26 protein-coding genes and 1 pseudogene are annotated in these 24285 nt (G+C 64.6%); 12 read left to right on the top strand and 15 right to left on the bottom strand.

Translation table 11 applies throughout. From position 1 onward, the window contains the following. The first annotated feature begins 2 nt into the window (after positions 1 to 2). The 3 genes from ACLIVD_RS40300 to ACLIVD_RS40310 all read left to right on the top strand — a co-directional run bounded on the left by ACLIVD_RS40300 (position 3) and on the right by ACLIVD_RS40310 (position 3426). Positions 3 to 1154: a zinc-binding dehydrogenase gene (locus tag ACLIVD_RS40300; protein WP_054714297.1), complete on the top strand. Its 1152-nt coding sequence runs from the start codon at positions 3 to 5 to the stop codon at positions 1152 to 1154. Between the two features lies 1 nt (position 1155). Beyond that, positions 1156 to 2322 carry a CaiB/BaiF CoA transferase family protein gene (locus tag ACLIVD_RS40305; RefSeq protein WP_054714295.1) on the top strand — a complete coding sequence of 389 codons (1167 nt, stop codon included), beginning with the start codon at positions 1156 to 1158 and terminating at the stop codon, positions 2320 to 2322. Positions 2323 to 2718: 396 nt separating this feature from the next. Further along, positions 2719 to 3426: a GntR family transcriptional regulator gene (locus ACLIVD_RS40310; RefSeq protein WP_491933490.1), complete on the top strand. Its 708-nt coding sequence runs from the start codon at positions 2719 to 2721 to the stop codon at positions 3424 to 3426. Positions 3427 to 3758: 332 nt separating this feature from the next. On the opposite strand, the gene ACLIVD_RS40315 is transcribed toward ACLIVD_RS40310, so the two are convergent. Further along, positions 3759 to 5213, bottom strand: a complete 1455-nt coding sequence (locus tag ACLIVD_RS40315) for a Na+/H+ antiporter (RefSeq protein WP_491933491.1) — start codon at positions 5211 to 5213, stop codon at positions 3759 to 3761. 220 nt (positions 5214 to 5433) lie between these two features. Further along, complete coding sequence (locus ACLIVD_RS40320; RefSeq protein WP_491933492.1) at positions 5434 to 6210, bottom strand: SDR family oxidoreductase; 777 nt, start codon at positions 6208 to 6210, stop codon at positions 5434 to 5436. 628 nt (positions 6211 to 6838) lie between these two features. Here ACLIVD_RS40320 and ACLIVD_RS40325 point away from each other — a divergent pair. After that, a pseudogene (locus ACLIVD_RS40325) lies at positions 6839 to 7246 on the top strand (hotdog family protein); the annotation flags it as partial. 65 nt (positions 7247 to 7311) lie between these two features. On the opposite strand, the gene ACLIVD_RS40330 reads toward ACLIVD_RS40325, so the two are convergent. Beyond that, positions 7312 to 8280: a helix-turn-helix transcriptional regulator gene (locus ACLIVD_RS40330; RefSeq protein WP_491933493.1), complete on the bottom strand. Its 969-nt coding sequence runs from the start codon at positions 8278 to 8280 to the stop codon at positions 7312 to 7314. A 23-nt stretch (positions 8281 to 8303) separates the two neighbouring features. Here ACLIVD_RS40330 and ACLIVD_RS40335 point away from each other — a divergent pair, with 23 nt between their 5' ends. Next, entirely contained in the window at positions 8304 to 8870 is a 567-nt protein-coding gene (locus tag ACLIVD_RS40335) for a flavin reductase family protein (protein WP_491933494.1), read from the top strand. Between the two features lie 80 nt (positions 8871 to 8950). Here ACLIVD_RS40335 and ACLIVD_RS40340 read toward each other — a convergent pair whose 3' ends face one another. Continuing rightward, positions 8951 to 9808, bottom strand: coding sequence for a helix-turn-helix domain-containing protein (locus ACLIVD_RS40340; RefSeq protein WP_491933495.1), 858 nt, complete (start codon positions 9806 to 9808; stop codon positions 8951 to 8953). 164 nt (positions 9809 to 9972) lie between these two features. Between ACLIVD_RS40340 and ACLIVD_RS40345 the strand changes: the two genes are divergently transcribed. Further along, positions 9973 to 10377: an SRPBCC family protein gene (locus ACLIVD_RS40345; RefSeq protein WP_491933496.1), complete on the top strand. Its 405-nt coding sequence runs from the start codon at positions 9973 to 9975 to the stop codon at positions 10375 to 10377. 504 nt (positions 10378 to 10881) lie between these two features. Here the strand turns inward: ACLIVD_RS40345 and ACLIVD_RS40350 are convergent. The 4 genes from ACLIVD_RS40350 to ACLIVD_RS40365 all read right to left on the bottom strand — a co-directional run bounded on the left by ACLIVD_RS40350 (position 10882) and on the right by ACLIVD_RS40365 (position 14377). Next, on the bottom strand, positions 10882 to 11613 hold the full coding sequence (locus tag ACLIVD_RS40350) for an SDR family oxidoreductase (RefSeq protein ID WP_132476542.1): 732 nt from the start codon (positions 11611 to 11613) through the stop codon (positions 10882 to 10884). Next, complete coding sequence (locus ACLIVD_RS40355; protein WP_054717822.1) at positions 11610 to 11879, bottom strand: Atu4866 domain-containing protein; 270 nt, start codon at positions 11877 to 11879, stop codon at positions 11610 to 11612. The genes ACLIVD_RS40350 and ACLIVD_RS40355 overlap by 4 nt, the downstream gene beginning before the upstream one ends. Before the next feature lie 1131 nt (positions 11880 to 13010). Further along, a complete protein-coding gene (locus ACLIVD_RS40360; protein ID WP_491933497.1) occupies positions 13011 to 13667 on the bottom strand; it encodes an RES family NAD+ phosphorylase in 657 nt (218 codons plus the stop codon). Beyond that, positions 13667 to 14377, bottom strand: a complete 711-nt coding sequence (locus ACLIVD_RS40365; RefSeq protein WP_491933498.1) for a hypothetical protein — start codon at positions 14375 to 14377, stop codon at positions 13667 to 13669. The genes ACLIVD_RS40360 and ACLIVD_RS40365 overlap by 1 nt, the downstream gene beginning before the upstream one ends. A 106-nt stretch (positions 14378 to 14483) precedes the next feature. Between ACLIVD_RS40365 and ACLIVD_RS40370 the strand changes: the two genes are divergently transcribed. After that, positions 14484 to 14654 (top strand): hypothetical protein, encoded by a 171-nt coding sequence (locus ACLIVD_RS40370; protein ID WP_491933111.1) that lies wholly within the window; start codon positions 14484 to 14486, stop codon positions 14652 to 14654. Positions 14655 to 14779: 125 nt separating this feature from the next. Here the strand turns inward: ACLIVD_RS40370 and ACLIVD_RS40375 are convergent, their stop codons facing one another. Continuing rightward, on the bottom strand, positions 14780 to 15136 hold the full coding sequence (locus ACLIVD_RS40375; protein WP_491933110.1) for a hypothetical protein: 357 nt from the start codon (positions 15134 to 15136) through the stop codon (positions 14780 to 14782). Between the two features lie 304 nt (positions 15137 to 15440). On the opposite strand from ACLIVD_RS40375, the gene ACLIVD_RS40380 reads away from it, so the two are divergent. Then, positions 15441 to 15734 (top strand): WhiB family transcriptional regulator, encoded by a 294-nt coding sequence (locus ACLIVD_RS40380; RefSeq protein WP_052024068.1) that lies wholly within the window; start codon positions 15441 to 15443, stop codon positions 15732 to 15734. 254 nt (positions 15735 to 15988) lie between these two features. Here the strand turns inward: ACLIVD_RS40380 and ACLIVD_RS40385 are convergent, their stop codons facing one another. Beyond that, complete coding sequence (locus tag ACLIVD_RS40385) at positions 15989 to 16180, bottom strand: hypothetical protein (RefSeq protein ID WP_491933109.1); 192 nt, start codon at positions 16178 to 16180, stop codon at positions 15989 to 15991. Positions 16181 to 16348: 168 nt separating this feature from the next. Here ACLIVD_RS40385 and ACLIVD_RS40390 point away from each other — a divergent pair, with 168 nt between their 5' ends. Beyond that, complete coding sequence (locus tag ACLIVD_RS40390) at positions 16349 to 16504, top strand: hypothetical protein (protein ID WP_005572642.1); 156 nt, start codon at positions 16349 to 16351, stop codon at positions 16502 to 16504. A gap of 593 nt (positions 16505 to 17097) precedes the next feature. Here the strand turns inward: ACLIVD_RS40390 and ACLIVD_RS40395 are convergent. After that, positions 17098 to 18072 carry a GlxA family transcriptional regulator gene (locus ACLIVD_RS40395; protein ID WP_491933499.1) on the bottom strand — a complete coding sequence of 325 codons (975 nt, stop codon included), beginning with the start codon at positions 18070 to 18072 and terminating at the stop codon, positions 17098 to 17100. Positions 18073 to 18213: 141 nt separating this feature from the next. Between ACLIVD_RS40395 and ACLIVD_RS40400 the strand changes: the two genes are divergently transcribed. Continuing rightward, a complete protein-coding gene (locus tag ACLIVD_RS40400; protein WP_491933500.1) occupies positions 18214 to 18852 on the top strand; it encodes an isochorismatase family protein in 639 nt (212 codons plus the stop codon). 493 nt (positions 18853 to 19345) lie between these two features. On the opposite strand, the gene ACLIVD_RS40405 is transcribed toward ACLIVD_RS40400, so the two are convergent. The 4 genes from ACLIVD_RS40405 to ACLIVD_RS40420 all read right to left on the bottom strand — a co-directional run bounded on the left by ACLIVD_RS40405 (position 19346) and on the right by ACLIVD_RS40420 (position 21162). Continuing rightward, positions 19346 to 19591 carry a hypothetical protein gene (locus ACLIVD_RS40405; RefSeq protein ID WP_491933106.1) on the bottom strand — a complete coding sequence of 82 codons (246 nt, stop codon included), beginning with the start codon at positions 19589 to 19591 and terminating at the stop codon, positions 19346 to 19348. Next, a complete protein-coding gene (locus tag ACLIVD_RS40410; protein WP_491933105.1) occupies positions 19591 to 19845 on the bottom strand; it encodes a hypothetical protein in 255 nt (84 codons plus the stop codon). Before ACLIVD_RS40410 ends, ACLIVD_RS40405 begins: the two co-directional genes overlap by 1 nt. 320 nt (positions 19846 to 20165) lie before the next feature. Continuing rightward, positions 20166 to 20882: a LysR family substrate-binding domain-containing protein gene (locus ACLIVD_RS40415; RefSeq protein WP_491933104.1), complete on the bottom strand. Its 717-nt coding sequence runs from the start codon at positions 20880 to 20882 to the stop codon at positions 20166 to 20168. Continuing rightward, positions 20800 to 21162: a helix-turn-helix domain-containing protein gene (locus tag ACLIVD_RS40420; protein ID WP_491933501.1), complete on the bottom strand. Its 363-nt coding sequence runs from the start codon at positions 21160 to 21162 to the stop codon at positions 20800 to 20802. Before ACLIVD_RS40420 ends, ACLIVD_RS40415 begins: the two co-directional genes overlap by 83 nt. 115 nt (positions 21163 to 21277) lie before the next feature. Between ACLIVD_RS40420 and ACLIVD_RS40425 the strand changes: the two genes are divergently transcribed. Both ACLIVD_RS40425 and ACLIVD_RS40430 read left to right on the top strand, forming a co-directional pair. Beyond that, positions 21278 to 22753: an APC family permease gene (locus tag ACLIVD_RS40425; RefSeq protein ID WP_491933103.1), complete on the top strand. Its 1476-nt coding sequence runs from the start codon at positions 21278 to 21280 to the stop codon at positions 22751 to 22753. Then, positions 22750 to 24105 carry an aminotransferase family protein gene (locus ACLIVD_RS40430; RefSeq protein WP_491933102.1) on the top strand — a complete coding sequence of 452 codons (1356 nt, stop codon included), beginning with the start codon at positions 22750 to 22752 and terminating at the stop codon, positions 24103 to 24105. Before ACLIVD_RS40425 ends, ACLIVD_RS40430 begins: the two co-directional genes overlap by 4 nt. Positions 24106 to 24285 lie beyond the last annotated feature (180 nt).

Raw genomic sequence — 24285 nt, forward strand, 5'->3', positions numbered from 1 at the left:
TGATGACTACCACCTTCGACATCCCCAAGACCAGCCAGGCGGCGGTGCTCACCAAGCACAGCGAGCCGCTCGAGATCCGCGAAATTCCCGTGCCGCAAACACTCGAACCGGGCGCACTCCTGGTCCGGGTCGAAGCCGCGACGGTCTGCGGATCAGACCTGCACCTGTGGGATGGCTCCCTTGGCGGCAGCCAGGCCCTGGATCTGCCAGTCATCCCCGGACACGAAATGGTCGGCAAGGTAATCGCATTCGGCGATGGGGCCGAGCGAGACACCTTCGGTACACCGCTCGAGGTCGGCGATCGCATCTGCTTCACCCACGCCTCATGCAACCAGTGTGACCACTGCCGGTTCGACAACCAGCCCACCCTGTGCACCAACCGCCAGTACTACATGTTCACCAACTGCGAGCGACCCCCCTATCTGGTCGGCGGGTTCGCCGAATACGCCTACGTCTTCCCCAACTCGGGACGCGTGCGCGTGCCGGACGAAGTGGAAACCTCCTGGGCATCAGCGGCCAGCTGCGCATTGCGAACAGTCGTGCACTCCTTCGAGCGCATCGGCAAGATGAACCCGTGGGAAACCGTTGTCATCCAGGGCGCCGGCCCGCTCGGTCTGTTCGCGACCGCCCTCGCCGATCACCTCGGCGCCGGGCGAATCATCACCATCGGCGCTCCCGACAACCGCCTGGCCATCGCCAAGCAATACGGCGCCACCGACCTCGTCTCCGTCGCCGAACATCCCGAACCCGAAGACCGGATCGCCGCGGTCCGCGACCTGCTTGGCGGCCACGGCGCCGAAGTGGTGTTCGAGTTCTCCGGCGCACGCACCGCATTCCCGGAAGGCTTGGGAATGATCAAGGAAGGCGGCCGCTACATGGTCACCGGCCAGATCGACGGCCCCGGCAAGGAAGTCCCGGTCCGGCCAGGCTTCATCACCCGACAGCAGCTGACCATCATGGGGACCTGGTCCGGACACATCGCCGAGTACCGCAAGGCTCTCGAATTCATGAAGAACACGCACGGCAAGTACGACTTCGGTGCACTGGTCCCGAACCGGTACCGCCTCGACCAGGCCACCGAGGCGCTGACGCGGATGCGGGCGCAGGAGGACATCAAGCCGATGCTCGTCCCGCACGGAACCGAAGGAATCTGACGTGAGGCCCCTCGACGGCATTCGTGTGCTCGAGATGGGCCAGTACATCGCCGCCCCCTACTGTGCGATGATGCTGGCCGACCTGGGTGCGGAGGTCATCAAGATCGAGCGGCCCGACGGCGGCGATCCGCGCAGAATCTATGATCCGCTCGAGCAGACCGAGACCGGGTCCATGAGCGGCGGGTTCCTGAGCTACAACCGCAACAAGAAGTCCGTCACCCTGGACTTGAGCGCGGAGAGTGACCGAGCACGGTACCTGGCTTTGGCGGCGACCGCCGACGTCGTCGTAGAGAACCTTCGCCCCGGGGCAGTCGACCGCATGGGAGTGGGATACGACGCGCTCAAGGAGATCAATCCACGCCTGATCTACTGCGCCATCAGCGGATACGGGAGGTTGTCGACACATCGGGGTGTATTCGCCGAACGGCCGGCCTTCGACACCGCAATCCAGGCGATTGGTGGGCTGATGGCGGTGACCGGAGAACCGGGGGGCCCGCCGTTGCCGACGGTGACCGGTTTCGCGGACGTCTTCACTGCGGTGCAGGCCACCGTCAGCGTGCTCGCCGCTCTTGAGGGACGTCACCAGTCCGGTACGGGTGCGTTCGTCGATCAGAGCATGTACGACTCGGTGGCGTCCCTGCTCGAACGCGAACTCATGCTGTGGGATTTCACGGGCGAGCATCGAGTGCGCGGGGTGGATCGTTATTCTCCACTCGGGGCCCTCGAAGCCGAGGACGGTTATGTTGCACTGATTCTGCCCACCCATGAGATGTGGCGGCGGCTGTGTGTGGCAATCGAGCGGCCCGACCTGCTCGAGCATCCGCTGCTGGACTCGGTCATTCACCGGGCCGAGAACTTCGCATCGGTGATCCGCCCCGAAGCCGAACGGTGGACACGGTCCCGTACCCGCCGCGAGATCGTCGAGCACTTCGCCGCGCATGGGCTTCCCGCTGGAGAAACCCAGACCATCGACGAGCTCTACCAGTGCCCACACCTCGACGCGCGTCGCATGTTCCTCGAGATCGACGATCCGCATGCCGGTCGCCGTCGGATGATCCGGACACCGTTCCTGACCGACACCTACGAGGAGCCGCGCACCGACTCCGCGCCCCAGCTCGGCGAGCACAACGACGAACTGCTTACGGAGGTGGAACCGACCACCGCGTGACGCACCCCGCCGACATGCGGGCGGCGGCGGGGACACCAGCACCGCCGCGATAAGGCCGACATCCGAATCGCGGTCGTGTTCTGGTGACAGACATCCGTCGGCGGCCTGACTCCGGCGCCGGACGGACTGAGTATGGAGGTGTGATTCCAAACGGTCACACCTCCATACTCGATTGATCAGTATCAATTTTCGAGCTACAAATGTCGAGATGGACTCTGTCGCCACGAATACTCGGGTGTCGCAGCAGATCACCAATGCCGAGTGGCCCACGTTGAAGATTCATCCGGACGAGCGCTAGTGTGGTGGATGGAACCCTGCCGGCCGCATCAGGGAGAAGGAGGGCCCGTGGTGACGAACAAGGTAGCTCCCGCGGAGCGTGGTGTGCCGGCGTACAAAGTGCTGGCCGAGAAGTTGCGGACCGACATCGAGGCCGGTGTCTACTCGGTCGGACGGAAGATGCCCACCGAAAGCGTGCTGCAGTCGGTCCACAATGTCAGCCGCCACACGGTGCGCGAAGCCCTGCAGATACTGCTCTCCGACGGGCTGATCTACCGCGTGCAAGGCAGCGGAACCTATGTGAGCGGCCGCCAACAGGACACCCGGGGCCGCTACGTCCGCTCGATCGGATCCCTCGACGAAATCATCGTCTGGCCCGACACGAACACCGAGGTGATCGAACCATTCACGGTCGTCGTCGAGCCCTCCATCGCGTCCCGATTGGAATTGCCGTACATCGAGGTCAGCAAGGCCACCGTTCGCCGTTCCTTTGAGGGGATCCCCTTTGTCCTGACGCGCCACTACGTCGAACCCGACCTCGGTGCGAAACTGGCCGCGGAGGGGGTCCCGTCGGTCGGCGAGGGAACCGTGATCGGGGCCGCGGAAAAACTGCTGACCAAGCCGATCATGGGCGCACGGCAAGAGATCACCGCCATGAATGCCCCGGAGTACGAAGCCGAACTGATCGGATGTCAAGCAGGAGACGCCATACTGCTGATCGAGCGTCTCTACTACGACGCGGACGGGAAATTCGTCGAATTCACGTCCTCTCACTTCAATCCGCGCCGGTACTCGTACCGCATGGAATTGCGGCGGCGAGGAGCCTGAGCACGAAGAAGTGAACGTGTGACTCGCGGCCGTTATAGCGCATGGCGGCGAGCCGCACATTTCCTTGTCGAGTGAACGATTGGGACGCTGTAAGTGGCCCTGGTTGGCCCCTTGTGCAACCGTCCGAAGTCCGCATTGAGTGTCGACATCGCGCGCCCTCGAGCGCATCTCGACGACTAAACGCCGCCACAGAACTGTTCGCTACAGTTTTTTCGCGCTCGGCTCATCCGGGCAGGACGTCACCGTCGAGTTCAGTTTCGCCTCGGTTGTATCCAGTAGCGACTGGACCCGTAAGAACACGGCATCGTCGATCTCGTGTCGTTCAAACACGGTCAGAAGCCGACTGCGCTGGGCAGCGAGGATCGCCAGCGCATCGTCAGTATCTGGAGCGACACCGGGTCCTCCTGCCGGACAGTCAGGGCGCGCAGGTGCTCCTGCAGCTCGGCGTCGAGCCGATCGGCAGGGAGGGGGGCGGTGTCGCGCTGAGCCGGGTCCGTCACATACCGCAACACTTCCTCGGTCAGAGCGATTTCCGCTGTCCGCTGTCCGGCAGATTCGTCGATGGAGTCATAGTGGGCCCATGTGATCACGCGCGGCAGGGACATGCCCTGCCCGAACAGGGTCACAACGATGACACCAGCTGTGATGAACACGATCAGGCTCTTGTACTCGAAGGGACGCCCATCTGCCATGGTGTCGGGAACAGCGAGCGCGGCGGCCAGCGATACCCCGCCACGGACACCGGACCATGCGAGCGGAAAACGCTCACGCGCACTGATCCGGCGTGAAACTTGACTACCGCGGCGGTCGATGGCCCGAAACACGGAAGGCATCGTGTAGAAGTACAGCAGCCGACAGCCGATCACGCCGAAACCGGCCAAGGCCACCGCTGCCAACCCCACCGTCAACGATTGAGGCGCCAGATCATCTACAACGGAGGGGATTTGAGTACCCACCAAGACGAACAGTCCCGAATTGAGGACATATGTAATCAGTGACCAAAAAGGCTGAGTTTGCATTCGAGTGGCTGGCGGAATGACACGCGGTCCACGCTGGGCCAGGACACTCGCCGTCACGACGGCAATGACACCCGAGGTATGTATTTGCTCTGCAAGCAGGTACGCCACAAACGGCGTCAAGACGCTGAGCACACTCGAGAGCATCCAGTCTCGGAGAAACCGGTGAGCGACCAGTGCGGTCCCGGCGACCGCGGCACCGAACAGCACCCCGCCAAGATAGCTTGCGGCGAGGGCCCAGCTGATGTGCAGCAGATCGAGATGACGCGCGCCGATCGCGACCGGGACGGCGGTGGCCAGAAGAACCAGCGCAGTTCCGTCGTTGATCAGGCTCTCCGCTCGCAGCAACGTCATGAACCGGGGCGGTAGAAGCTGAGCCAGCGCGGCAATGGCGGCGGCATCGGTCGGGGCAAGCACGGCCCCGACGACGAACGCAACAGCCCACGGAATGTGCAGGATCCAATGCAGGCAGGCGGCCACTGCGGCGGTCGTGGCAACCACGAGCACGACCGCCAGCAGAACCACAGAGCGGGCATCACGACTCGCTGTTCGCGTAGAGGTCGTCAGAGCCTCCCAGTACAAGATCGCAGGAAGGAACAGGACGAGGACCCACTCGGGTGGCAACTCGAAAGCAGCAATAGTCGGGGTCAAACCCAAAAGGCAGCCACCGAGCAGCAGGGCGGCCGGTTGGACCATGCGAATCCGAGCGCCCCATACGGTGAAGATGATGACCGTACCGAGCACTGCGACGAGTAGTTGAATCGACTGCAATGGTCACCTCATGGCTATTGAGTGCTGCGGGGTACGTGTAAGGGCGCTGGCGGAAGGATGTGGGTCGGCGCCAGGCTGACGTTGTCGGCCCCGCCTCGAGGCGGGGCCCGGAATGAGATTGCACGACGGGGGCCGGAGACTCACGTCGTCCCTCTTTGATCCAGTGGGGACCGTTCCCGCCCTCGGGTTGCCAGGGGCGGGAACGGTGTGTGTGGGTGGGTTAGATGGCTTGTGCGGTGGGGAGGATGGTGATTTCGGTGAGGTTGACGTGCTTGGGGACGGCGGTGAGGAAGGCGACGGTTTCGGCGACGTCTTCGGATTGGAGGACATCGATCTGGTCGATCAGGTCGGCCATGAGTTTGCTGGCGTCGGGGTCGGTGACGTGGTCGGGCAGTTCGGTGTCGACCATGCCGGGTTCGATGGTGGCGACGCGGACGTTCTTGCGGCCGAGTTCGGTGCGCAGTAGGCGGGTGAGCTGGCTGATGTAGGCCTTGGTGCCGGAGTAGACCTGGAACTTTTCGAGGACGCGGGTGGCGGCGATCGAGGAGGTGGTGATCAGGTCGGCGGGTTTGTCGTCGGCGGCGGCCTGGACGAGGGGTCCGACGAACGCCTGGATGGTGTTCATCACGCCCTTGATGTTCAGGTCGATCTGGGTGTCCCAGTCGTCGACCTTGAGGTCGACGATTTCGGAGATCAGCTGGACGCCGGCGTTGGCGAAGACGAGGTCGACGGGGCCGAGTTCGGTGGTGATGCGGTCGGCGGTGGCTTGCAGGGCGGTGCGGTCGGTGACGTCGGTGGTGACGGCGATCGCGGTGCCGCCGGCGGCGTTGATGCGGTTGGCGGTGGTGGTGATGCGGTCGGTGCGGCGGGCGAGGAGGGCGACCTTGGCGCCGAGTTGGGCGAGTCGTTCGGCGGTGGCTTCGCCGATTCCGCTGGAGGCGCCGGTGACGACGGCGATGCGGCCGGTGAGGGGGGTTCCGGTCAGGACCTGGCTCATGGGGTGTGTCTCCTTGGTGGTGTTTCGAGGTGTGGTTCCTCGGGGTACGGATTCCATCGTCGGCGTGATCGGGGTGGGCGAACAGGCCGCGATTTGCCTAGGTGCACCACCCCCAGGCAAACCGCAAAACCGTTACCCAATTCATCCGTACGTATCCTCCCAATGATTAGCGGTGCGGTCACAGTGCAACCGGTGAAACTGTGTGTTAGTAGATGTTTTGACTGATCAGTGCATGTTCTCGCTCACCTCCATCAGGCGTGCTGCAAACCAAAAAACAACCGGATGAATAGCGTCGAAGGAGCCTGTGGTGAATGAGATCGCTACGCGGCGGCGGTCAGTGCTGATCGCGCCCGGTTCCGACAAACGGAAGGCGCGCCAGGCGCTGGCCTGGACCGTGAGGACTCCGTCACCCCCCCGCAAACAAGGAGCAGGCCCGCGACCTCGTGCGCCGACTGGTGACTGAGACCGACCGCGAGGGCAGTGTGTCGTTTCGGGTGAACGGGCACGGGACGACCTCGCCGCGTGCGCGGCACTGCCCGGCCTGGCGAGCGTCGTGCTCCCGAAGACCGAGACCACACGGGACCTCGAGATCGTCGATGAGGCGCTGACCGGCATCGACGCATACCACACGCGGGTGCCGGGCACGCATTTCGATGCCGGGCTCGGGGCGGTGCTCGCAGCAGCGGCGACCCGGTCTCGAGCGCCCCGGAACTGGCGCGGCTCACCGCTCAACGTCGCCGCCACCCACCACGAACGGTTTAGCGCCGCCGGCCGCCTCGTCTACGGCGGGCACACCATCGGCATCGCCCTCGGCCGGGCCACTCGCGCCCTGCCGAATCTGGTGGCGGTGGATGTCGTGGATCACACCGGTCCGGTCCCCGAGGGCGACACCCTCACCAGCGAACTCCACGTCGAAGGCGTCGACGACCTCGGCGGCGGTGAGGTCCTGCACCTTCACTCACTAGTGTTCTCACACACCGCGACCGCCACCGATATCCCCGTCCTCGACCGCCGGTTCTCCGCCCTCACGGCCTGAGTCTGAAATGCACGACCCCGATGAAGTCGCCGGATGGTACGGCGCTGCTCGGCCTGCTCTCGGATCTAATCCATTGACGCGGTGGGTCGGTTCGCCTGCCCAGCGGGCTGTGCGCTGGGCACATCGGTATCGATTCGGTGTGTCGCCAGGTCGAGCAATCGAATCTCACCGAGCGAGCCGGGTTCGACCTGGTACACCAGAAGCTGATGGCCAGGCGCGCTCGGGACACCGAACGCGTGGAATTCGATGGTGAGCTCGCCGACGGTCGAATGGCGCAGCTGTTTGACCTCGTGAGTTTTCGGCTGTACCTCGTGTCGAGCCCACAGCTCGCAGAAACGGGGGCTTGCGGCCTCGAGCCGGGCGACGAGGTCGGTGAACCGGTGAGGGGTCGAGGAGAACTTGGCGGTCGCTCGTAGACTGGCGACCGTGGATTTCGCCGACTCCTCCCAGTCGACGAAAAACTCACGGGCGGCCGGATCGCAGAAGACCATCTCGACGAGATTGGTCGTATCGGCGAATGGTTCGAACAACGCCACCGCCAGGGAGTTCATCGCCGAGATGTCTAGTACCGGATCGAGGACGAACGCGCCGGAGCGCTCCCAGGACTCCATCAAACGCAGTAACGCGGGATCGACCTCCCGTCGAAGCTCGGCACCGTCGAGTCGCCACGCCACACCTGCCAGCGAGTAGAGGTGCCGACGTTCCTCGAAAGTAAGAACCAGAGCCTTGCTGAGCCCCTCGAGGACCGATTGGGACGGGTGGCGTTCACGGCCCTGCTCCAGCCGGCGGTAGTAGTCAGGACTGACATCGGCCAGCATGGCCACTTCGTCCCGGCGCAACCCCGGCACCCGCCGAGGTCCCGCGGACGCAAACGGAACCGAATCCGGTGATGCGGCAGCGCGTCGGGCCCGCAGAAATTCCCCCAACTCAGTGCTCGCCATGGCTTGATTGTAAGGCAACCGGTCACGGTTCCAAGGGGGGTGCGAAAGGGCCAGGTGCACATCATCTGAGCCCTGAAAACTATAGGTAATCAACCTTGATCGGAAGGAAGTACCGTATGACTGGTCCGGATGAATTCTCCCCGTACCCAATTTCCAAGGTGCACAGACTGATTGAACCAGGACCTGTGATCATGATTTCGACGTCCGACGGACGGCATGACAATCTGATGACAAATGGTTTCAACATGCCAGTGCAACACGGCGGTCTCATCGGATTCGTGCTCGGACCGTGGGACTACAGCTTCGACACGCTGCGCGACACCCGAGAGTGCGTCATTGCCATCCCGGCCGTCGAACTCGCTGAGCAGGTCGTCGACGTCGGAAACGTATCCGGTGCGGACGTCGACAAGTGGGAGCGTTTCGGCCTCACCCCGCTGGCATCGGCATCCGTTGCGGCCCCCCTCGTCGCGGAGTGCTTCGCGAATATCGAATGCCGCGTCGTCGACGATCGCCTCGTCGATGACTACGGACTCTGGATTGTCCAGGCCCAGCATGTGTGGGTAGATGATTCGAAGCGAGGCACGGGCGAGATCCATCACCGCGGCGACGGAACGTTCTCCGAGAACGGTGAGGCGATCGACCTCCGTGAGCGGATGACGAAGTGGCCATCGCTGATCGACTAGTCAATATCGCGGCACCGTGTGCCACCCGGCGGACTTTGGGAGAAAGGGAGCAGGACTTGTAGTCGGCAACTGCGCGAGGGTCAGTCGGTCGAACTTGCTTCCACGTCCCGCCGCTCCCGGTCCCTGGTCGCGGTGAGCGAACCGAGCAACTTCAGTGCCTGATCACTCGGGGACCCCGGCTCCGCCTGGTAAATCACCAACTGTTGTCCCGGCTTGTCACGCACGTCGAAAGCTTGAAAGGTCAAGCTCAATGTGCCCACATCGGGATGAACGAGCTCCTTTGCATCCAGTGTCTTGCCCCGCACCTGACCCTCTTCCCAGTACTGGCGAAACGCGGGGCTGGCCGCCGACAGCTCATTGACCAACTGGGTGAGACGAGCATCATTCGGGTCGTGGCCGACGGCCAAACGTAATGTTGCGACGGTGGCCTGTGCCGCGCGATGCCACTCGGCATAGAAAGACGCTCCCGCGGGATCGGTAAACACCATCCGCAGCAGATTGTCAGCAGCGGTGAACGGCGAGAAGAGCGCTTCGGCGAGCCGGTTGCAGGCGAGAATGTCGAGTGTCCGATTCAACACGAACGCCGGAGTCGAGTCGTAGGTATCCATCAACTGGAGAAGCGTCGGACTGACCGACTCCCGTGCACTGGACCCGCGGGCGCTCGGCACCAGGCGGGCCAACCGGTACAGGTGCATTTCCTGGTCGGCATCGAGCCGCAACGCGCGCGAGAGTGCATCGAGCACCTGAGCGGACGGATTGCGTTCTCGCCCTTGCTCCAAGCGGGTGTAGTAATCGGAGCTCAGTCCCGCAAGGATCGCGACTTCCTCACGTCGAAGGCCTGAAACTCTTCGAGTGCCATAGCTGTGAAGTCCCGCGTTGTTCGGTGAAACCTGAGCACGACGTGACCGAAGGAAATCTCCAAGTTCGCTGGAAGGCATTCCCCAATGTTAGTTCTGAACCGCCTGGTAGTGGTGGGTGCACTGCACCCACGACAGACGAGCCGGCCGTCGGCGACAGTGGAACCCTCACCGACATCCAGCGTCGCTGGCGCGGAATCGGGCACCACACGACCCACAGCCATCCACGAAAGGATCCGAGGAGCATGTTGACAGTTCATGCAGAAGTTCGCACCCCGCTGGACCAGAAGCTGGTGTGGGGGAGGATCGGAGACTTCTTCGCCATCGACGGATGGCATCCCGATGCCGACCACGCTGCACGCGACGGCAGCCGGAACAGCATCCGCCGCCGCGTCGCCCTGCGAGGTGGTGGTGAGGCGATCGAAGAACTGATCAATCAGACCGAGCAGTCGTACAGTTACAAGATGGTCGGTGGGTCCATTCCCGTACGCAACTACCAGGCGGCCGTCGCCGTCACCCGGGACGTCAAGTCAGGGGAGACCGTTGTTTCCTGGGACGCCGAGTTCGACGCCGACGGTATCCCTGCCGAGCAAGCTCGCCAGCTCATCACCGCCTTCTACGAAGGCGGGTTGGCTGCCGCCGTGAGCTGACGTTCCGGAGCGATCCTCGACCGGAGAGGACATCGTTCTTCATGAACTGTCCGCAATGATCATCACTGCTGCCCCGTTCTGGGCTGGCGGTCATACCGATCTGGGCACGAGGCGGGGCACGTCAGTCTGCAACGCTCGGCCCCGCGTACGAACAGCTGTGCGCGGGGCGGGCTTGTGCAGAGCGTGATCGACGCCGTCTGTCGTAGCGAATGGACCTGGAGTATGGCCGCGGATACGTTATCAGTCTTGGGGGCAGCCAATTTCGGGTGCGTGATTCTCTGTGTTCCTACGTCCTCTTTCTGCGGGTGCGAGCGGCAGGATCAGGAGAGGACGTGTGCAAACCCGATGTCACCGACACGTCCACTACGCAACCCAGCCGGGCAGGCCGCAGCGGCAGTGAAAGGATGACGCGTTTCTTGAGGACTCCAGCGGCCGTCGGAATGAATTGGCGAGTGGATCAAGGTGGCCGTCTCGTCGGGAGACGGCCACCTCGGTCCGGCCGAACTACTGTGCGCTCGCGGCGGGGCGAACGATGATCTCGTTGACGTCCACATCCGCCGGCTGATCGATGGCGAACGCGATCGCGTTGGCGATCGCCGCGGCCGGAAGCGCGACGGCACGGTATGCCTTCATGTCCTCGCGCGCTTTGTCGTCCGAAATGCTGTCCGCTAATTCAGATTCCGTTACACCCGGCGAGACGACGGTAACACGGACATCGCCCGACGATTCTTGGCGCAGCCCTTCGGAGATCGCGCGCACCGCAAACTTCGTCGCGCAGTAGACCGCCGCTGTCGGCACCACCTCGTACGCCCCGACAGATGCGATGTTGACGAAATGTCCGCTACCTTGTGACTGCATGACCGGTAGTGCTGCGGCGATGCCATTGAGAACGCCACGAACATTCACGTCTAGCATCCGGTTCCACTCGTCGATCTTCAGCGCGGCCAGCGGCGACAGGGGCATGACTCCGGCGTTGTTGACCACAACATCGACGCGACCGAAATGCTCACGGGCGGCCTCGACGAAGGCCTGGACGTCGGCTACGTCAGTGACGTCCAACTTGCGGAATGCTGCACTGCCGCCGGCATCGCCAATCTCCTGGACCAAGTGCTCGAGTCGTCCTGTGCGCCGTGCGCCGAGAAAGACCTGGTGGCCGTCGGCAGCCAACCTCCGCGTTGTCGCCTCCCCGATCCCGCTACTTGCGCCTGTAATCAGGACTACCTTGCGCTCGCTCATGACTGTTGGTCCTCTCGGTATAGGACGAGATGCTCGTGGTATAGCACCCCGCCACAAATGTCTCCTGTTGCGGTAAAACCAAGGTCGTCGAGGTAGTCGAGATGGCTTCCTGTCACCGTGTAACTTCCGGTATATGCACACTGCCGTGCGCCACGCGCCTCGTCGTAGCGCCCATCGGCACGCAACTCCTGGCGAATGAAGCCGTCAGCTGTCACCCACATCCCAATGACACCTGCCCGGTCGATGGTGGTTCCGGATTCATCCATCACGATCCTCCCTCGCGGACTTGGTGATCTCATTCTTGCGAGACATGCGGCGGGTAGGCAGGACGCAACTCGACTAGGTGCCGCGCACCCAGTCACGCCGCGGACAATAAGTTGACGATGACCGCGAGCGTGGATGGTCTGCAGTCTCGGTCCGCTCTCAGCGCCGGCTGCGCGACCTACTGCAGTGTCGGCGTAACCTGGCGCCGAGGGCGCGCGCGTTGCGGTATTCACGGATTGCGCTCTTGGCTAATGTATTTGACGGGTCGGTGCCTTCCTGTGTCAAGAATTCTTCTTACTTCGGCGTCCAGTTTGGACGACGGCCCTAGAATGAGGTAATCGCATCGCGAGGAGACTTCATGGGTAGGTGCTGGACAGGCTCGACGCGGCGCAACGACGAACCGGTCATGGCGCGCCGAAGTCGCCATGCCGGACAACGCAGACAACTCAGTGCAGAGCACTCAACGCCAGGTCGATGCCGATATCGTTGCCGAGCTGGCGGCCGATGGTTTCGAGGAGGCGCGAATTTGGCCGGCCGCGGCGGCTTCGGCGTCGTCTACCGATGTCGGCAACCGTCTCGATCGAGTGGTCGCTCAAAGTCCTCAGCCCCGAGCCTGCAAGCCGGAATCGCCTACACCGGAAGCCTGTACATCGTGATGCCCTTCCATCGCTGCGACTTCCCTCGATTCCTGGATTACCAGGCATCGGAGCCCTGACGGCGGCAGCGGCGCTGGCGGCCGGTGTCAAACTCGCCGGCGCTCTCGAAACTGCGCGCCGCGGGGAGTACTGCATCGCGACATCAAACCGGGCAACATTCTGCTAACCGAGTACGGCGAACCGCAGTTGACCGAATTCGGCATCGCACGGATCACCGGAGGAGAGAAGACCACGACCCGACATGGGCGCGCGACCCTCGGCATCCCGATAAAAAACGATGCCGTCCTTACTCGACCAGCACGGCTTGCGCGCAGGACCTCGTGCCCAACGATCTTCGCCGAGCCGTATCTGATGGAAGTCTCCTCGGGTGCGGTCCGGCGCTCCATGTCCTGGTGGATGCGTCGCACGATTCACGATTCACGATTCACGATCGCGGTTCGTGAGCGTGTCGCTGAGCGTGCAGCACGTCTATGTGGGTCAGGTGGGGGAGAGGATGGCGCTGTGGTCGGCGATGATGCGGGCGACGAGGTCGCGGCCGGGGCCGTGGTCGAGTGGCAGGGGTGTGGTGGTGGGGTCGATGGTCAGGTCGGGGTGGGGTGTGATCGCTGGGTCGGTGGTGAGGATCCAGGCGAGGGTGTCTTCGTTGTGCCGGGGCCGGTAGGCGAGGCCGTCGAGGGCGGGGTCGGCGGTACGGATGGCGTGGGCCCAGCGGCGGGTGGTGACGTATTGCCGGGCTTCGCATTTGGTGAGCCACAGGTCTTGTCCGACCGCGGCCAGGTGCGGGCCGTGGAGTGCGGCGGTGGTGAGGGTGCGGGTGACGGTGAGGGCGGTGAGGGTGCGGCCGGTCACGGCGGAGGCAGGAACGATCCGGGCGGTGGTGGGGTCCAAGGGGAGGTCCCGGCAGATGGTTTCGGCGATCGCCCCGTCGGGGCTGTCGGCGATGTAGAGGTAGGCGTAGCTGCCGTCGAGGGAGTCGAACCGGCCGCCGGCGTACTCGTCGGGCTGCGCGGTCGGGTTCGGGGCGTGCGGGGCGCGGTGGCTGCTGTGCACCGGCCACACCACTGTTCCGGCGGTGAGCACGGTGCGGTGCGCCGGCCGGAGCAGTCCTGCGGCCGGTGGTTCGATGTTCGGCATCAGTCGGGCAGCACCGCGGCGGCGAGTCGCTCGAGCTTCCGGCCGGTCGTGGGGTCCGGGTCGGCGGCGAGGTCGGCCGGGGTCTGCCCCTCGGGCAGGCGGGTGGAGGGGGTCAGCCACCACGACGCCACACCCCAGGGGTCGGCGGCCGCACCAAGAGTCGTGTTGACGGCGGCGACGATGTCGCGGACCGAGGCGGTGGCCTCGTCGAACTGGAACGCCGGGTACCGGTAGCTGTTGCCCACGGGCAGGGCGACGACCTTGCCGGTGGTGCGCAGCCTCGAGGCGACGGTGCGATCTGATGCGGGCCGGTGCAGGACGGCGGCGACCTGGCCGGCGGTGAGCATCGGGTGGTCGAGGATGTGCCGGCGGGCGGCTTGCTCGAGGTCGGCCTGTGCGATGGCGTCGTCGACGAGGTCGGCGCCGATCCGGGCGGCCTGGGTGCGGTCGGTCAGGGTCGGTGCCATCGCCAGCAGAGCGGTCACCTGGTTGCGGACCAGGTGCATCTCGGGGCGGGCGGCGAGTTCGGAGGCGACGACGTCGATCAGTTCGGGGGTCGACAGATCCGACAAACGCCGTTCGTCCGGCGACGGAGCGGCGTGCGGGCGGTCGCCGGCGCGGGTGTAGCGGCCGGTGGCGGTGTCGCGGCGCAGGCGGTGGCCGGCGAGTTTGTGGTGTCGCCTGGGAGAGATCGATCGGTGGGTCGACATGAGCACTCCTTGCTACGTTTGCACCGCAATCTTATATCGTTGCTTTCGTTGCAGCCAGTAGAGGGGTCTGCAGCTAATCGCCGCCCACTCACGGCAGGATGAGACCGTGAGCGACCGCACGGCAGCAGACGTCGAGCGTGAACTCGCCATGCTCGCCTACGTGCGTGACCGACTGCGGGCTTCGGAGGGCAGCGACTTCCGCATCCCGACCACCGCCGTCGACCAGGTCCTCGATGAGTTCAACAGTCTCGAACTATCACCGTGGGATCCCACCTGATGCCGTGTGGGGCCCGGGGTGCTGGTCGCCGGTGTGAAGGGGTCGTGCCCCCGGTGACGTTCACTGGGGTCGGGCATGCGCTGCCACGTCACCCGCGTGCCTGGAAACCAGCCCAAGTCTCCGGGTCAGGGCACAGTCCACATACCCATCCCCGGCCAGAAGGTGGTGCTGTAGGGGATACCCAGGGTGATGGTGGCGACGAGGACACCGGACCCGGTCGCGGCGGCCGCGGGTGGCGGTGATTGCGGGGAGTTGGATGCTCGCACCTCGGCATCCCCGGCCGCGCCGGTGGTGAGGTTGCGCCAATGCACGGTCCCGGTGCATCCGGTCTCCATGCGGAAGTACGTGAGACCCGGTGTCGCGGTGTCGGTTCGCGCGATGACGCGGCCCTGGCAGATGCCCATCCACGTCGCATACTGAAACGACAGCGTGTTGCCGGCTACCGGCACTGGCAGGACCGTATCGACCGGTGCCGCGGACACGGAAGGTGCACCGACGATCGCAGCCGTCAGCGGCGCCAGGGTTGTGATTCCGGCCGCGAGAAGGCGCGGCAGACGGGGCGCGATGAATCCTTCATGACCGGTCCTCTCGGGCGATGTAGGGCCATTTTCCGCCGGACGGCGACCACGGTGTGCCGGAATCGCAGACTCCAGTGGAGACGTCGGCTGGCCGGGTCGACGTCCCGACGGGCCCGGGCGGCGCTGTTTCTGTGCACAGGGGCGGGGGTACAGGACGGGGACGAAGTCGGTCCGCTCGATATCGAGCGCGAAGTTTGAGGAGTCCGTCGTGCCGCCTGCACATCATCACCGTCTCGCGCCGATCGTGGATGTATGGGACTGGCAGTTGGAAGGCCTGTGCCGCGGAGTCGATTCCGCCGTCTTCTTTCACCCCGACGGTGAACGCGGTGGGGCCCGTGCCCATAGGGAGGCCCGCGCCAAGGCGCTGTGCCGGCGCTGTCCGGTCCTGATCGAGTGCCGCGAGCATGCCTTGGTCGCGGCGGAACCGTTCGGAATTTGGGGCGGGATGTCCGAGTCGGAGCGTGCTGCGTATCTCCGTGAGCAGCACGACGTGGCCAGCTGACGTGACCAGCGGCGGTACCGTTTCGGCGCCCTCGACATGTCGGGCACGCGCCCTGAGTGGTTGTCCCGGTGGGGTACGCGGTGGTTGTGCTTCACTCGTTCGGTGGGGTGCTGGGGTTGAATGGGCGCCATGGTGTCGTCCGCGGCAGAAGAGCTCATGCGGCCCTGAGCCGGCGTCTGGGGCCGACGGAGCGTTCGTGGATGGTGTGGCAGGCCACCTCGACGGCGTTGGCGGTCCTGGGGATCTACTCCTGGTCATTGCGATGCCAGGTCCTGGGCACCGAGCTGGCACATCTGAATCCGGTCCGGGAGGCCCTTCGCTGGTTCGATCTCGGGTGCATCCCGCGGGACGTTGCGGTCAAGCTGATCGGACAGTCGTGCGGCGGCATCAGCGGCGGCGCCGTCGCGGCTGTCGGCCGCTGCTTTCTCAGGTGTCGAACGAGGCACGAGTGACCGCCTACGAGTACGCCCACGTCGAGGCCGTTGACACCAGTACCGTCGATGCCCGCGGGAAGAGTCAGGTTCGTGGGGACAGATCATTCCAGGATCCGCGCTGAGGACAGCGCTATTGTTCTCGCGCACTGCCAGTGTCACGTCCAAGCCTTCGGTGCGAGCATGATCGCCGCGACGGATACCGCCACCGTCCGGTTGGGCGGGGCCGCTCATCTGCGGGCAAGTGCCGGCGTGTGCGTCACCGGTCCGTCGGCGGCCACGAATCTGACTATCGAACCGCATCCGATCAGCCGTCTCGCCGGTCACCTGAACCTCTGATCCGAACATCGAACACAGTTGGGTCGGTTGCCGTCGAGCAGCGGCAGCGCACCGAGGGGGTATTGGGGGCGACGACGTGAGTTTTCGTGTGGCGCAGCCAAGCGCAGCCCCCGCCAACGATGGATATCAGCTGGCAGGGGCGCTACACGGACAACCTGCACATCAGTGACGAGCAGCGCACCACTGATTTTCGTGAGCCGGCACCGGGAAGTCCAGAGACTGTGATCCACGCCATTGAACAAATTTCTGCATCCCCGAATTGCCGAGCAGTAAGTGCGCGGTCGACGCCTTCGATCGGTGTCTGTATTCGTCACGGGTATCGGCTCGGGACTCGCCGGGGATGTGCCTGGTCTGGTTGTTGTTGTGGGTGGGAGCCAATGGCGGTCACACCGCACCGAAGGAGATGGGGAGGAAACGATGTGGGAGTTGCCAGTTGAAGGTGGGGTACCGTGGCTCGTCTGGCTTATCGATCTAGTGGTCAACGGTTCCTGACACCGAACTGAGTGCGGGTCGTTGCCCTGCCCCGGGGGGCATGGCAGTGTGTCCGTGCGGACTTCGCAACGCGGCGGCAGCGTCGAGCAGCGGCCTCTGCTCTATTGGGGTCGGGCGGCGGTGGTGCCGCGCGTGTCGGCGAATTGCCGCCGGTATGCGGTGGGGGAGGTGGCGAAGGTTGCCGTAAATCGTTGCCGGAGGGTGACGCTGCTTCCGAAGCCGCATTTGGCGGCGATGATGTCGATTCCCCAGTCGGTTGTTTCGAGGAGGGCCCGCGCTTGTTGCAGGCGGTGTTCGAGGATCCAGCGTGCCGGGGTGGTGCCCGTGGATTGGTGAAAGTGGCGGACGAAGCTGCGTCTGCTCATCCGTGCCTGATCGGCGAGGCGGTCGACGGTGAGCGGCTCGTCGAGATGGGTCAGTGCCCATTGCTGGGCTTCGGCCATCGTGGTGTCGGATGCCGGCTGAGCGAGGGGGCGGTCGATGTACTGTGCCTGTCCTCCTTCCCGGTGCGGGGCGACGACCAGGCTGCGGGCGATCCGGGTGGCGACCGCGGATCCGAGGTGTGTGCGCACCAGATGGAGGCAGGCGTCGATCGCCGAGGCCGTGCCCGCGGAGGTGAGGACGTCACCGTGATCGATGTAGAGCACCGAGGAGTCCACTTCGCTGCCGATGCTGCGTTCGGCAAGTAGAGGCATCGCCTCCCAGTGCGTGACCGCGGAGCGTCCTGCGAGCAGGCCGGTGTCGGCGAGAGCGAAGGCGCCCAGGCACAGGCCGGCAATGACGGCACCGCGGGCATGCGCAGCCGTGATCGCGGTCTTCAACACGTCGTTGACAGGGGTGAGGGACTGGGGCCAGGAGGGAATGACGATGATGTCGGCCCACTCGACGGTGTCCGGACCGGCGACCTCGCCGATCGGGTATCCCTCGATGGTGCGGATGGTGCCGGCCTGATCGGACCACAACCGCGTCTGCCAGTCGTCGGCAAGGCCGAGGCGGTCCACCTCGCCGAACACCATCAACGGTGCCGCCAGGTGAAACATGGTGATGTCGTCGAACGCGTAGACAGCAATGCGCATGATGCCTCCGAGGTTGGCCTGATTCCATCGAAAGTATGCATCCATGCCACTCGTGGACGAAGCCGAGGTGCCGAACACTGGGGACGGGCCCGCGCCCACAGGGTGGCGCGACGCCACCACCACCGTTGAAGGAGAGACCTGATGACCGCACCCCGCCGCGCCCTTGTCGTCGTCGATGTCCAGCAGGAGTACTTCGAGGGGCCACTCGAGATCCAGTACCCGCCGCGCGCGGAGTCCCTCGCCAACATCGTCAACGCTATGAAGACGGCCACCGCAGGTGACCTCCCGGTTCTCGTGGTCCAGCATCAGATGCCGCAGGGCGCTCCCGTGTTCGCCGAGGGCACCGCGGGATGGTCGCTGCATCCAGAGATCGAACAGTGCATCCATCCGGCAGCCAAGCGGGTGCACAAACAGTACGGGAGCGTGTTCGCCGGAACGGATGTGGCGCAATGGCTCCACACGCACAACGTGGACACCATCACGATCGTCGGATACATGACCAACAATTGCGATCTCGCCACGGCGGTGGAGGCCGAAGGGCTCGGGTTCGCCACCGAGATCCTGTCCGACGCCACGGGCGCCATCGATCTCGCCAACGAGGCCGGCACGATCTCCGCCGAGTCCCTGCATACTGCGCTGATGGTGTTGCTGCAGTCAAACTTCGCTGCGGTGTCGACCACCGCGCAGTGGATCGAGACAGTGAGGGCCGGCTCGACGCTGCCCAAGAGCAACCTGGTGCAATCCGCCCTCGATGGACGCTCGGCGGCCGCCCTCGCCTGACGGAAGCAACACGAGAGGGCGATCGTCGGATCCGTACCGATACCCCAAACTTGTGCGGATCCGACGATCACGCCGCGCCAGCGAGACGGGGCCACTGCTTCTCCGACAGTGGCAGGGATGACTGCACCCTGGGATTTCGGGCGACAGATCTGTGGCGCTGTGCGAAGGTGCATCCCAGAGTCGCCATTCGGCCCAAACGACGACCAAAGTACACGGTCGCAAAGGGCACTCACGCTGTGTCAACGTCCTCGCCGCCACCAAAATGGTGCTTCAATTCCGCGCTGGTGGCTCCCGGCCGGGATGATGCCTCGGCCGACCCGGTGCATTGGTCCGATATGCGCGGGCCGTAGCGCGGCTGGGCTTCGACGCCTCCCCGACAATGCTGTTCCGGTGGCGTCTGCATATGTGCCACCGAGCATCCAGAAGTAGCTGGCTTGTCGCAGTGCTGCACGGCCCCGAGTCTTAGTGGTTCGGTTCATAAATTCGTCGGGGGTCATGCCGCTTGCAGAGGTCGATCGTGGTGGTCGAGTCGTTCGAGGTGCCGGTGCAGGTCCGCAGTGGTGTAGCGCCATTTGAACGGCGCAGCGGTGGCGTTGTACCGTTCCTCGAAGGCGAGTAGACGCTGTTCGACAGCATCGTGATCTTCGAAATCGTTGGGCGAGAGCGCCTTGCGTTGAATGATCGAGAAGTAGATCTCCACCTGGTTCAGCCACGAGGCGTGCTTCGGGGTATGGGCCATCACCGCGTTCGATACCTCGCGGCCAGCCGATCGATCGCGGCCCGCCCACGATGCGAGGACCCGTTATCGACAATCCAAAACACCCGGGCTGCGGAGGCATACGGCTGCTGGCTCATGACCTGATCGACCAGCGCGATGAACGGGGCGATGCCCGTCGTGGCTTCGCACCGGCCGAACACCTTCGCCCGGTGCACGTCGTAGGCCGCCAGATACGCCAACGCCCCACCACGGCGGTAGTCGTGGTTGACGCGCATCGGTCGGGGTCCTGCCCGACGGAAACTTCGCCGGCAGTGGCGAGGACGCACTCGACTGCGCCTGTGGCCTGTACCTCGGCGACTCGACCGCCTGGCAACAACCTCCGACGAACTTATGAATCAGACCACTAAGTGTGCCAGCCCCTGGATGGGTCGGCGGGCTCCGTGTCCCCGGCGGGGGTGGCGGCCGCGTCGAGGATGGCATATTCGGCAGCTCGAAACCGGCACCGGCGGCGACGTGCTGGCCTGATCTACAGCTACTAGCGAGTCGCGATGACGTTGGGCAGCAGGTGTGTTCGCACCTCGAGCGCGGGTCGCGTTCAGGGACCGTCGACGCGTACGGCGTCGGGAACCGACCCGAGGTGTTCGGTGATGGCGTGCTCGACAGCGAGGTCGAACGCCTGGACGTGCGGACGCGGGTCTTTTCGTCGGGTGGCCACATTGATCGTGCTCAACGCGGCATCCTCGAGCGGCACGTAGATGACACCGGGATGCTGGAAGAGACGGGCGGCAGTCTGCGGGAAGGTGTCCACCGCACCGAGACAGGAGATCGCCATCAGTGACTCGCCGACCGACCGGACCCGGGTTGCCACCCGCCCGGGTTCGCCGCGACGATCGTCGCACGTCCAGTACTCGCCCCATCCGGCGAGTTCGCCGGCGTCGGCGATGGCGAAGGGTTCGTCCAGTAGATCGTCGACCGAGAGATCGTGAGCTTCGGCCATCGGATGGCGGCGGGGTAACGCCGCGACACGGGGTTCGGCGAAGATCGGTTTGAGTTCGACGCGCTCGTCCTCGAAGGGGCCGCGAACAACTGCCACATCGACATCCCCGGAAAGCAGCTTGTCGAGCTGATCAGCCATCGTCAGCTCGGTGAACTCGAGTTGGACGTCCGGCCGCAGCTCGCGGTAGGCGGAGAAGATGATCGGCGTGAGCTCGCCCGCGGCTTCGGCGAAGCTACCGACCCGGAGGATCTGCTGCTCGCCCGACGCGTGCGTCCGAGCCTCCGCCGCCGCATCGGTCAACTGCGCCAAGATCAACTCTGCTCGTTCGACGAATGCGACCACCCGCCGGTGTCAGGGCCACCCGGTGCGGGCTCCTATCGAACAGCTGCACACCGAGTTCCCGTTCGAGTCGGGAGATGTGCGTGCTGAACGCCGACTGCGCGATGTGCTCGAGCCGGGCGGCACGACCGAAGTGCAGTGTTTCGGCCAAACGCACCACATACCGAAGCTGGCGTATCTCCACATCGACTCCCAAGCGCCATAGATTTCGCGCCCGAGGCGCACTGTGACCGCCACTGACCTCGACGATCGCCACACACGATTGTGCGTTCTCGATCTCGTCGTTGTCCAGATCTCATTCGCTGTTCATAGTCGATTCAACGCACCTGCAACTTCGCTGGTGGTTGCAGATTTTTCAGAAAGGCGGTGCGATGAGTACCGAGACTTCGGGGCAGCTCAAGAAATCAGCCGTGGGTACTGCCGGCATTGCCTTCTTCGTCGTCGCGGCAGCGGCTCCGCTGGGCGCCACCTTGGGTGCGGGGCCGGTGGTTTTCGCGTCGAACGGTGTCGGTGCACCCGGAATGTATCTGGTCGCCAGTGCCATTCTGCTGCTGTTCGCGGTCGGGTACGCCACCATGAGCCGGCACGTCACGAGCGCCGGCGGGTTCACCGCCTACATCTCACTGGGTCTGGGCAAACGCCTGGGCCACGCCTCCGCCGGTATCGCCCTGTTCGCCTACAACTGCATGCTGCTGGGCCTGTTCGGACAGTTCGGTGTCTTCGCATCCGACCTGCTCAACCGGTGGGGATGGAATATCTCATGGCAGGTGTTGGCCATCGGGGCATTAGTGCTGGTCGGGATACTCGGGTACTTGGAAGTGGACCTCTCCGCGAAGGTGCTCGGTGTCCTGCTGGTCGCCGAGGTCCTCATCTTGGTGATCTTCGATGTCCTGGTCATGGGCAAGGGCGGAGCTGAGGGCATCAACGCCGATGCGTTCGCCCCCGCCAACGTCTTTTCGGGTACTCCCGGAATCGCGCTGCTGTTCGCCCTCACCTGTTTTGTCGGCTTCGAGGCGACCACGATCTACGGGGAGGAAGCACGAGATCCCCGTCGCACCGTGCCACGGGCGACATACGTGGCCGTGATTATGATCGGCGTCTTCTACACGATCACCACCTGGACGATCGGATTGGCGCACGGCTCCGATGCAGTGATGAGCCAAGCGGCCGACGACCCGGTCAACTTCGTCACCGGCGTGAACACGATCTTCGTCGGTCAGTTCTCCACCGATCTCATGCAGATTCTCGTCGTCACCAGCGTGTTCGCGGTACTGGCCGCGTTCCACAACACACTCAGCCGCTACATGTTCTCGCTGGGCCGCGGGGGTCTTTTGCCGGTGCACCTCGGGCGCACCCACCACCGCTTCCAGAGCCCTCACCGTGCCAGTGTCACCCAGAGCGTGATCACCCTCGTCGCGTTGGTGGCAATCATGGCCGCCGGACTCGATCCCTTTACTCAGCTGTTCGCATGGTTCGTGGGGCTGGGCACGTTGGCTGTCCTGGTTCTGCAGGCTGCCGTCGCCGTCGCGGTCATCGTGTTCTTCCGGACCCGCCCCGGCGGTCCGCTGTGGCAGACCCTCATCGCGCCGGTCCTCGGCGCACTCGGTCTGGCCGTGGGGATCGTCCTGGCGGTCGTCAATTTCGACAGCCTCACCGGAATCACCGGCCCCACGGCCGCGCTGCTACCCCTGTTGATCCCGGTGGCCGGGCTGCTGTCGTTCGGTGCGGCACTACTGGCGGCACGACGCGGGCACCCCGTAAACCTGTCCGCCACCGCCACCACGGCAGACGGTGTGGGCCCAGACACTCCCGACGCTTCCACCATCTCAGAAAGGACGATTCGTTGACTACGAACAATCTTCTCGAGCTCGACCGCCAGCACCTGGTTCATCCGCACCTCCCGCTGAGCGCCAAGGACCGCACGATCTTCGTGCGCGGCAAAGGCTGCACCCTGTGGGACACCTCGGGACGGGAATACCTCGACGCGACCGGTGGTCTCTGGCTCGCGCAGATCGGGCACGGCCGCGATGAGGTCGCCGACGTCGCCGCCGTCCAGATGCGAAACCTCGAGTACTTCACCAGTTTCTGGGACTTCTCCAACGATCGCGCGATCGAACTGGCCGCCCGACTGGCGAAGCTGTCCCCCGAAGGTCTGGACTACGCGTACTTCACCTCCGGCGGATCCGAAGGCAACGATGCTGCCATCAAGACTGCCCGCTACTACCACACCCAGCGCGGCGATACCTCGCGCACCTGGATCCTCTCTCGGACCACCGGTTACCACGGTCTCGCTTACGGCGGCGGCACCGCCACCGGCTTCGACGAGATGAAGCTGGGTGTCGGCCCTCACCTGCCTGACGTTGCTCATCTGACCCCGCCGCACCCGTTCCGGACCTGGCTGTTCGACGGCCAGGACCCGACCGACTACTGCGTCGCGGAACTCGAAGCCACGATCGACCGGCTCGGTGCCGACCACATTGCGGCGATGATCGCCGAACCAATCATGGGTGTCGCCGGCATGGTCGTTCCCCCGCAGGACTACTGGCCCCGCATCAGCGCCGTCTTGCGCAATCACAAGATTTTGCTGATCCTCGACGAGGTCGTCACGGCCTTCGGGCGTATCGGCCACTGGTTCGCCGCAGACCACTTCGGCATCACCCCGGACATCATGGTCACCGCGAAAGGCCTGACCAGCGGCTACGCCCCACTCGGGGCGGTCCTGCTCAGCGGCGAGGTCGCCGAGACGGTGATGACCGGGCACGGCTTCCCCGTCGGCTACACCTACAGCGGCCAACCCGTCTCCTGTGCCATCGCGATGGCCAACCTGGACATCCTCGAGCGGGAAGACCTGCTAGCGGCAGCGCAGCGCATCGGCGCCCACATCGCCAACCGCCTGCAGTCGTTGTACGAGTTGCCGGTGGTCGGAGAGATCCGACAGGCTGGGATGGGAATTGCCCTGGAATTGGTGGCCGACAAGGAAACCCGGCAAGCGCTGCCCGAAGTCGGGACCGGCATCGCCGACGTCATCCGCGAGGAGACCGGTGTCGTCGTCCGCGTCAGCAGCAGCCACAACCTTGTCTTCTCACCCCCGCTGGTGATGACCGAGTCCGAGGCCGATCGGGCTGTCGACGCCGTCGCCGGCGTCTTGAGCCGGGTACGTCCCGACGGCACCCTGGCGAGCCCTGGAATCACGGCATGATCACCGTCCTTACCGGGCGTCACTGACCTGGGACGTCCCCAGTCCGGCCACGGCGCGTGACACCACGCATTGCGCGGTCGACGGACCGGGCCCACCCACCCGTTGGGGGCGGACGGCTCGGAAACGTCAGCGCACGAACTCATCGGTGCGTCCGCTCGAACCACCACCCCGCTGCGCCGG

This window comes from Rhodococcus sp. G6(2025), assembly GCF_058628105.1.

Bases quoted from the DNA above. Each gene is read 5' to 3' on its own strand.
- ACLIVD_RS40395 (WP_491933499.1), bottom strand. From the start codon at position 18,072: ATGCGCATTGCTGTCTACGCGTTCGACGACATCACCATGTTTCACCTG.
- ACLIVD_RS40390 (WP_005572642.1), top strand. From the start codon at position 16,349: ATGATCGCCGCGACGGATACCGCCACCGTCCGGTTGGGCGGGGCCGCT.
- ACLIVD_RS40425 (WP_491933103.1), top strand. From the start codon at position 21,278: ATGAGTACCGAGACTTCGGGGCAGCTCAAGAAATCAGCCGTGGGTACT.
- ACLIVD_RS40300 (WP_054714297.1), top strand. From the start codon at position 3: ATGACTACCACCTTCGACATCCCCAAGACCAGCCAGGCGGCGGTGCTC.
- ACLIVD_RS40410 (WP_491933105.1), bottom strand. From the start codon at position 19,845: ATGCGCGTCAACCACGACTACCGCCGTGGTGGGGCGTTGGCGTATCTG.
- ACLIVD_RS40400 (WP_491933500.1), top strand. From the start codon at position 18,214: ATGACCGCACCCCGCCGCGCCCTTGTCGTCGTCGATGTCCAGCAGGAG.
- ACLIVD_RS40320 (WP_491933492.1), bottom strand. From the start codon at position 6,210: ATGAGCCAGGTCCTGACCGGAACCCCCCTCACCGGCCGCATCGCCGTC.
- ACLIVD_RS40360 (WP_491933497.1), bottom strand. From the start codon at position 13,667: ATGCCGAACATCGAACCACCGGCCGCAGGACTGCTCCGGCCGGCGCAC.
- ACLIVD_RS40405 (WP_491933106.1), bottom strand. From the start codon at position 19,591: ATGGCCCATACCCCGAAGCACGCCTCGTGGCTGAACCAGGTGGAGATC.
- ACLIVD_RS40345 (WP_491933496.1), top strand. From the start codon at position 9,973: ATGTTGACAGTTCATGCAGAAGTTCGCACCCCGCTGGACCAGAAGCTG.
- ACLIVD_RS40365 (WP_491933498.1), bottom strand. From the start codon at position 14,377: ATGTCGACCCACCGATCGATCTCTCCCAGGCGACACCACAAACTCGCC.
- ACLIVD_RS40335 (WP_491933494.1), top strand. From the start codon at position 8,304: ATGACTGGTCCGGATGAATTCTCCCCGTACCCAATTTCCAAGGTGCAC.
- ACLIVD_RS40340 (WP_491933495.1), bottom strand. From the start codon at position 9,808: ATGCCTTCCAGCGAACTTGGAGATTTCCTTCGGTCACGTCGTGCTCAG.
- ACLIVD_RS40350 (WP_132476542.1), bottom strand. From the start codon at position 11,613: ATGAGCGAGCGCAAGGTAGTCCTGATTACAGGCGCAAGTAGCGGGATC.
- ACLIVD_RS40355 (WP_054717822.1), bottom strand. From the start codon at position 11,879: ATGGATGAATCCGGAACCACCATCGACCGGGCAGGTGTCATTGGGATG.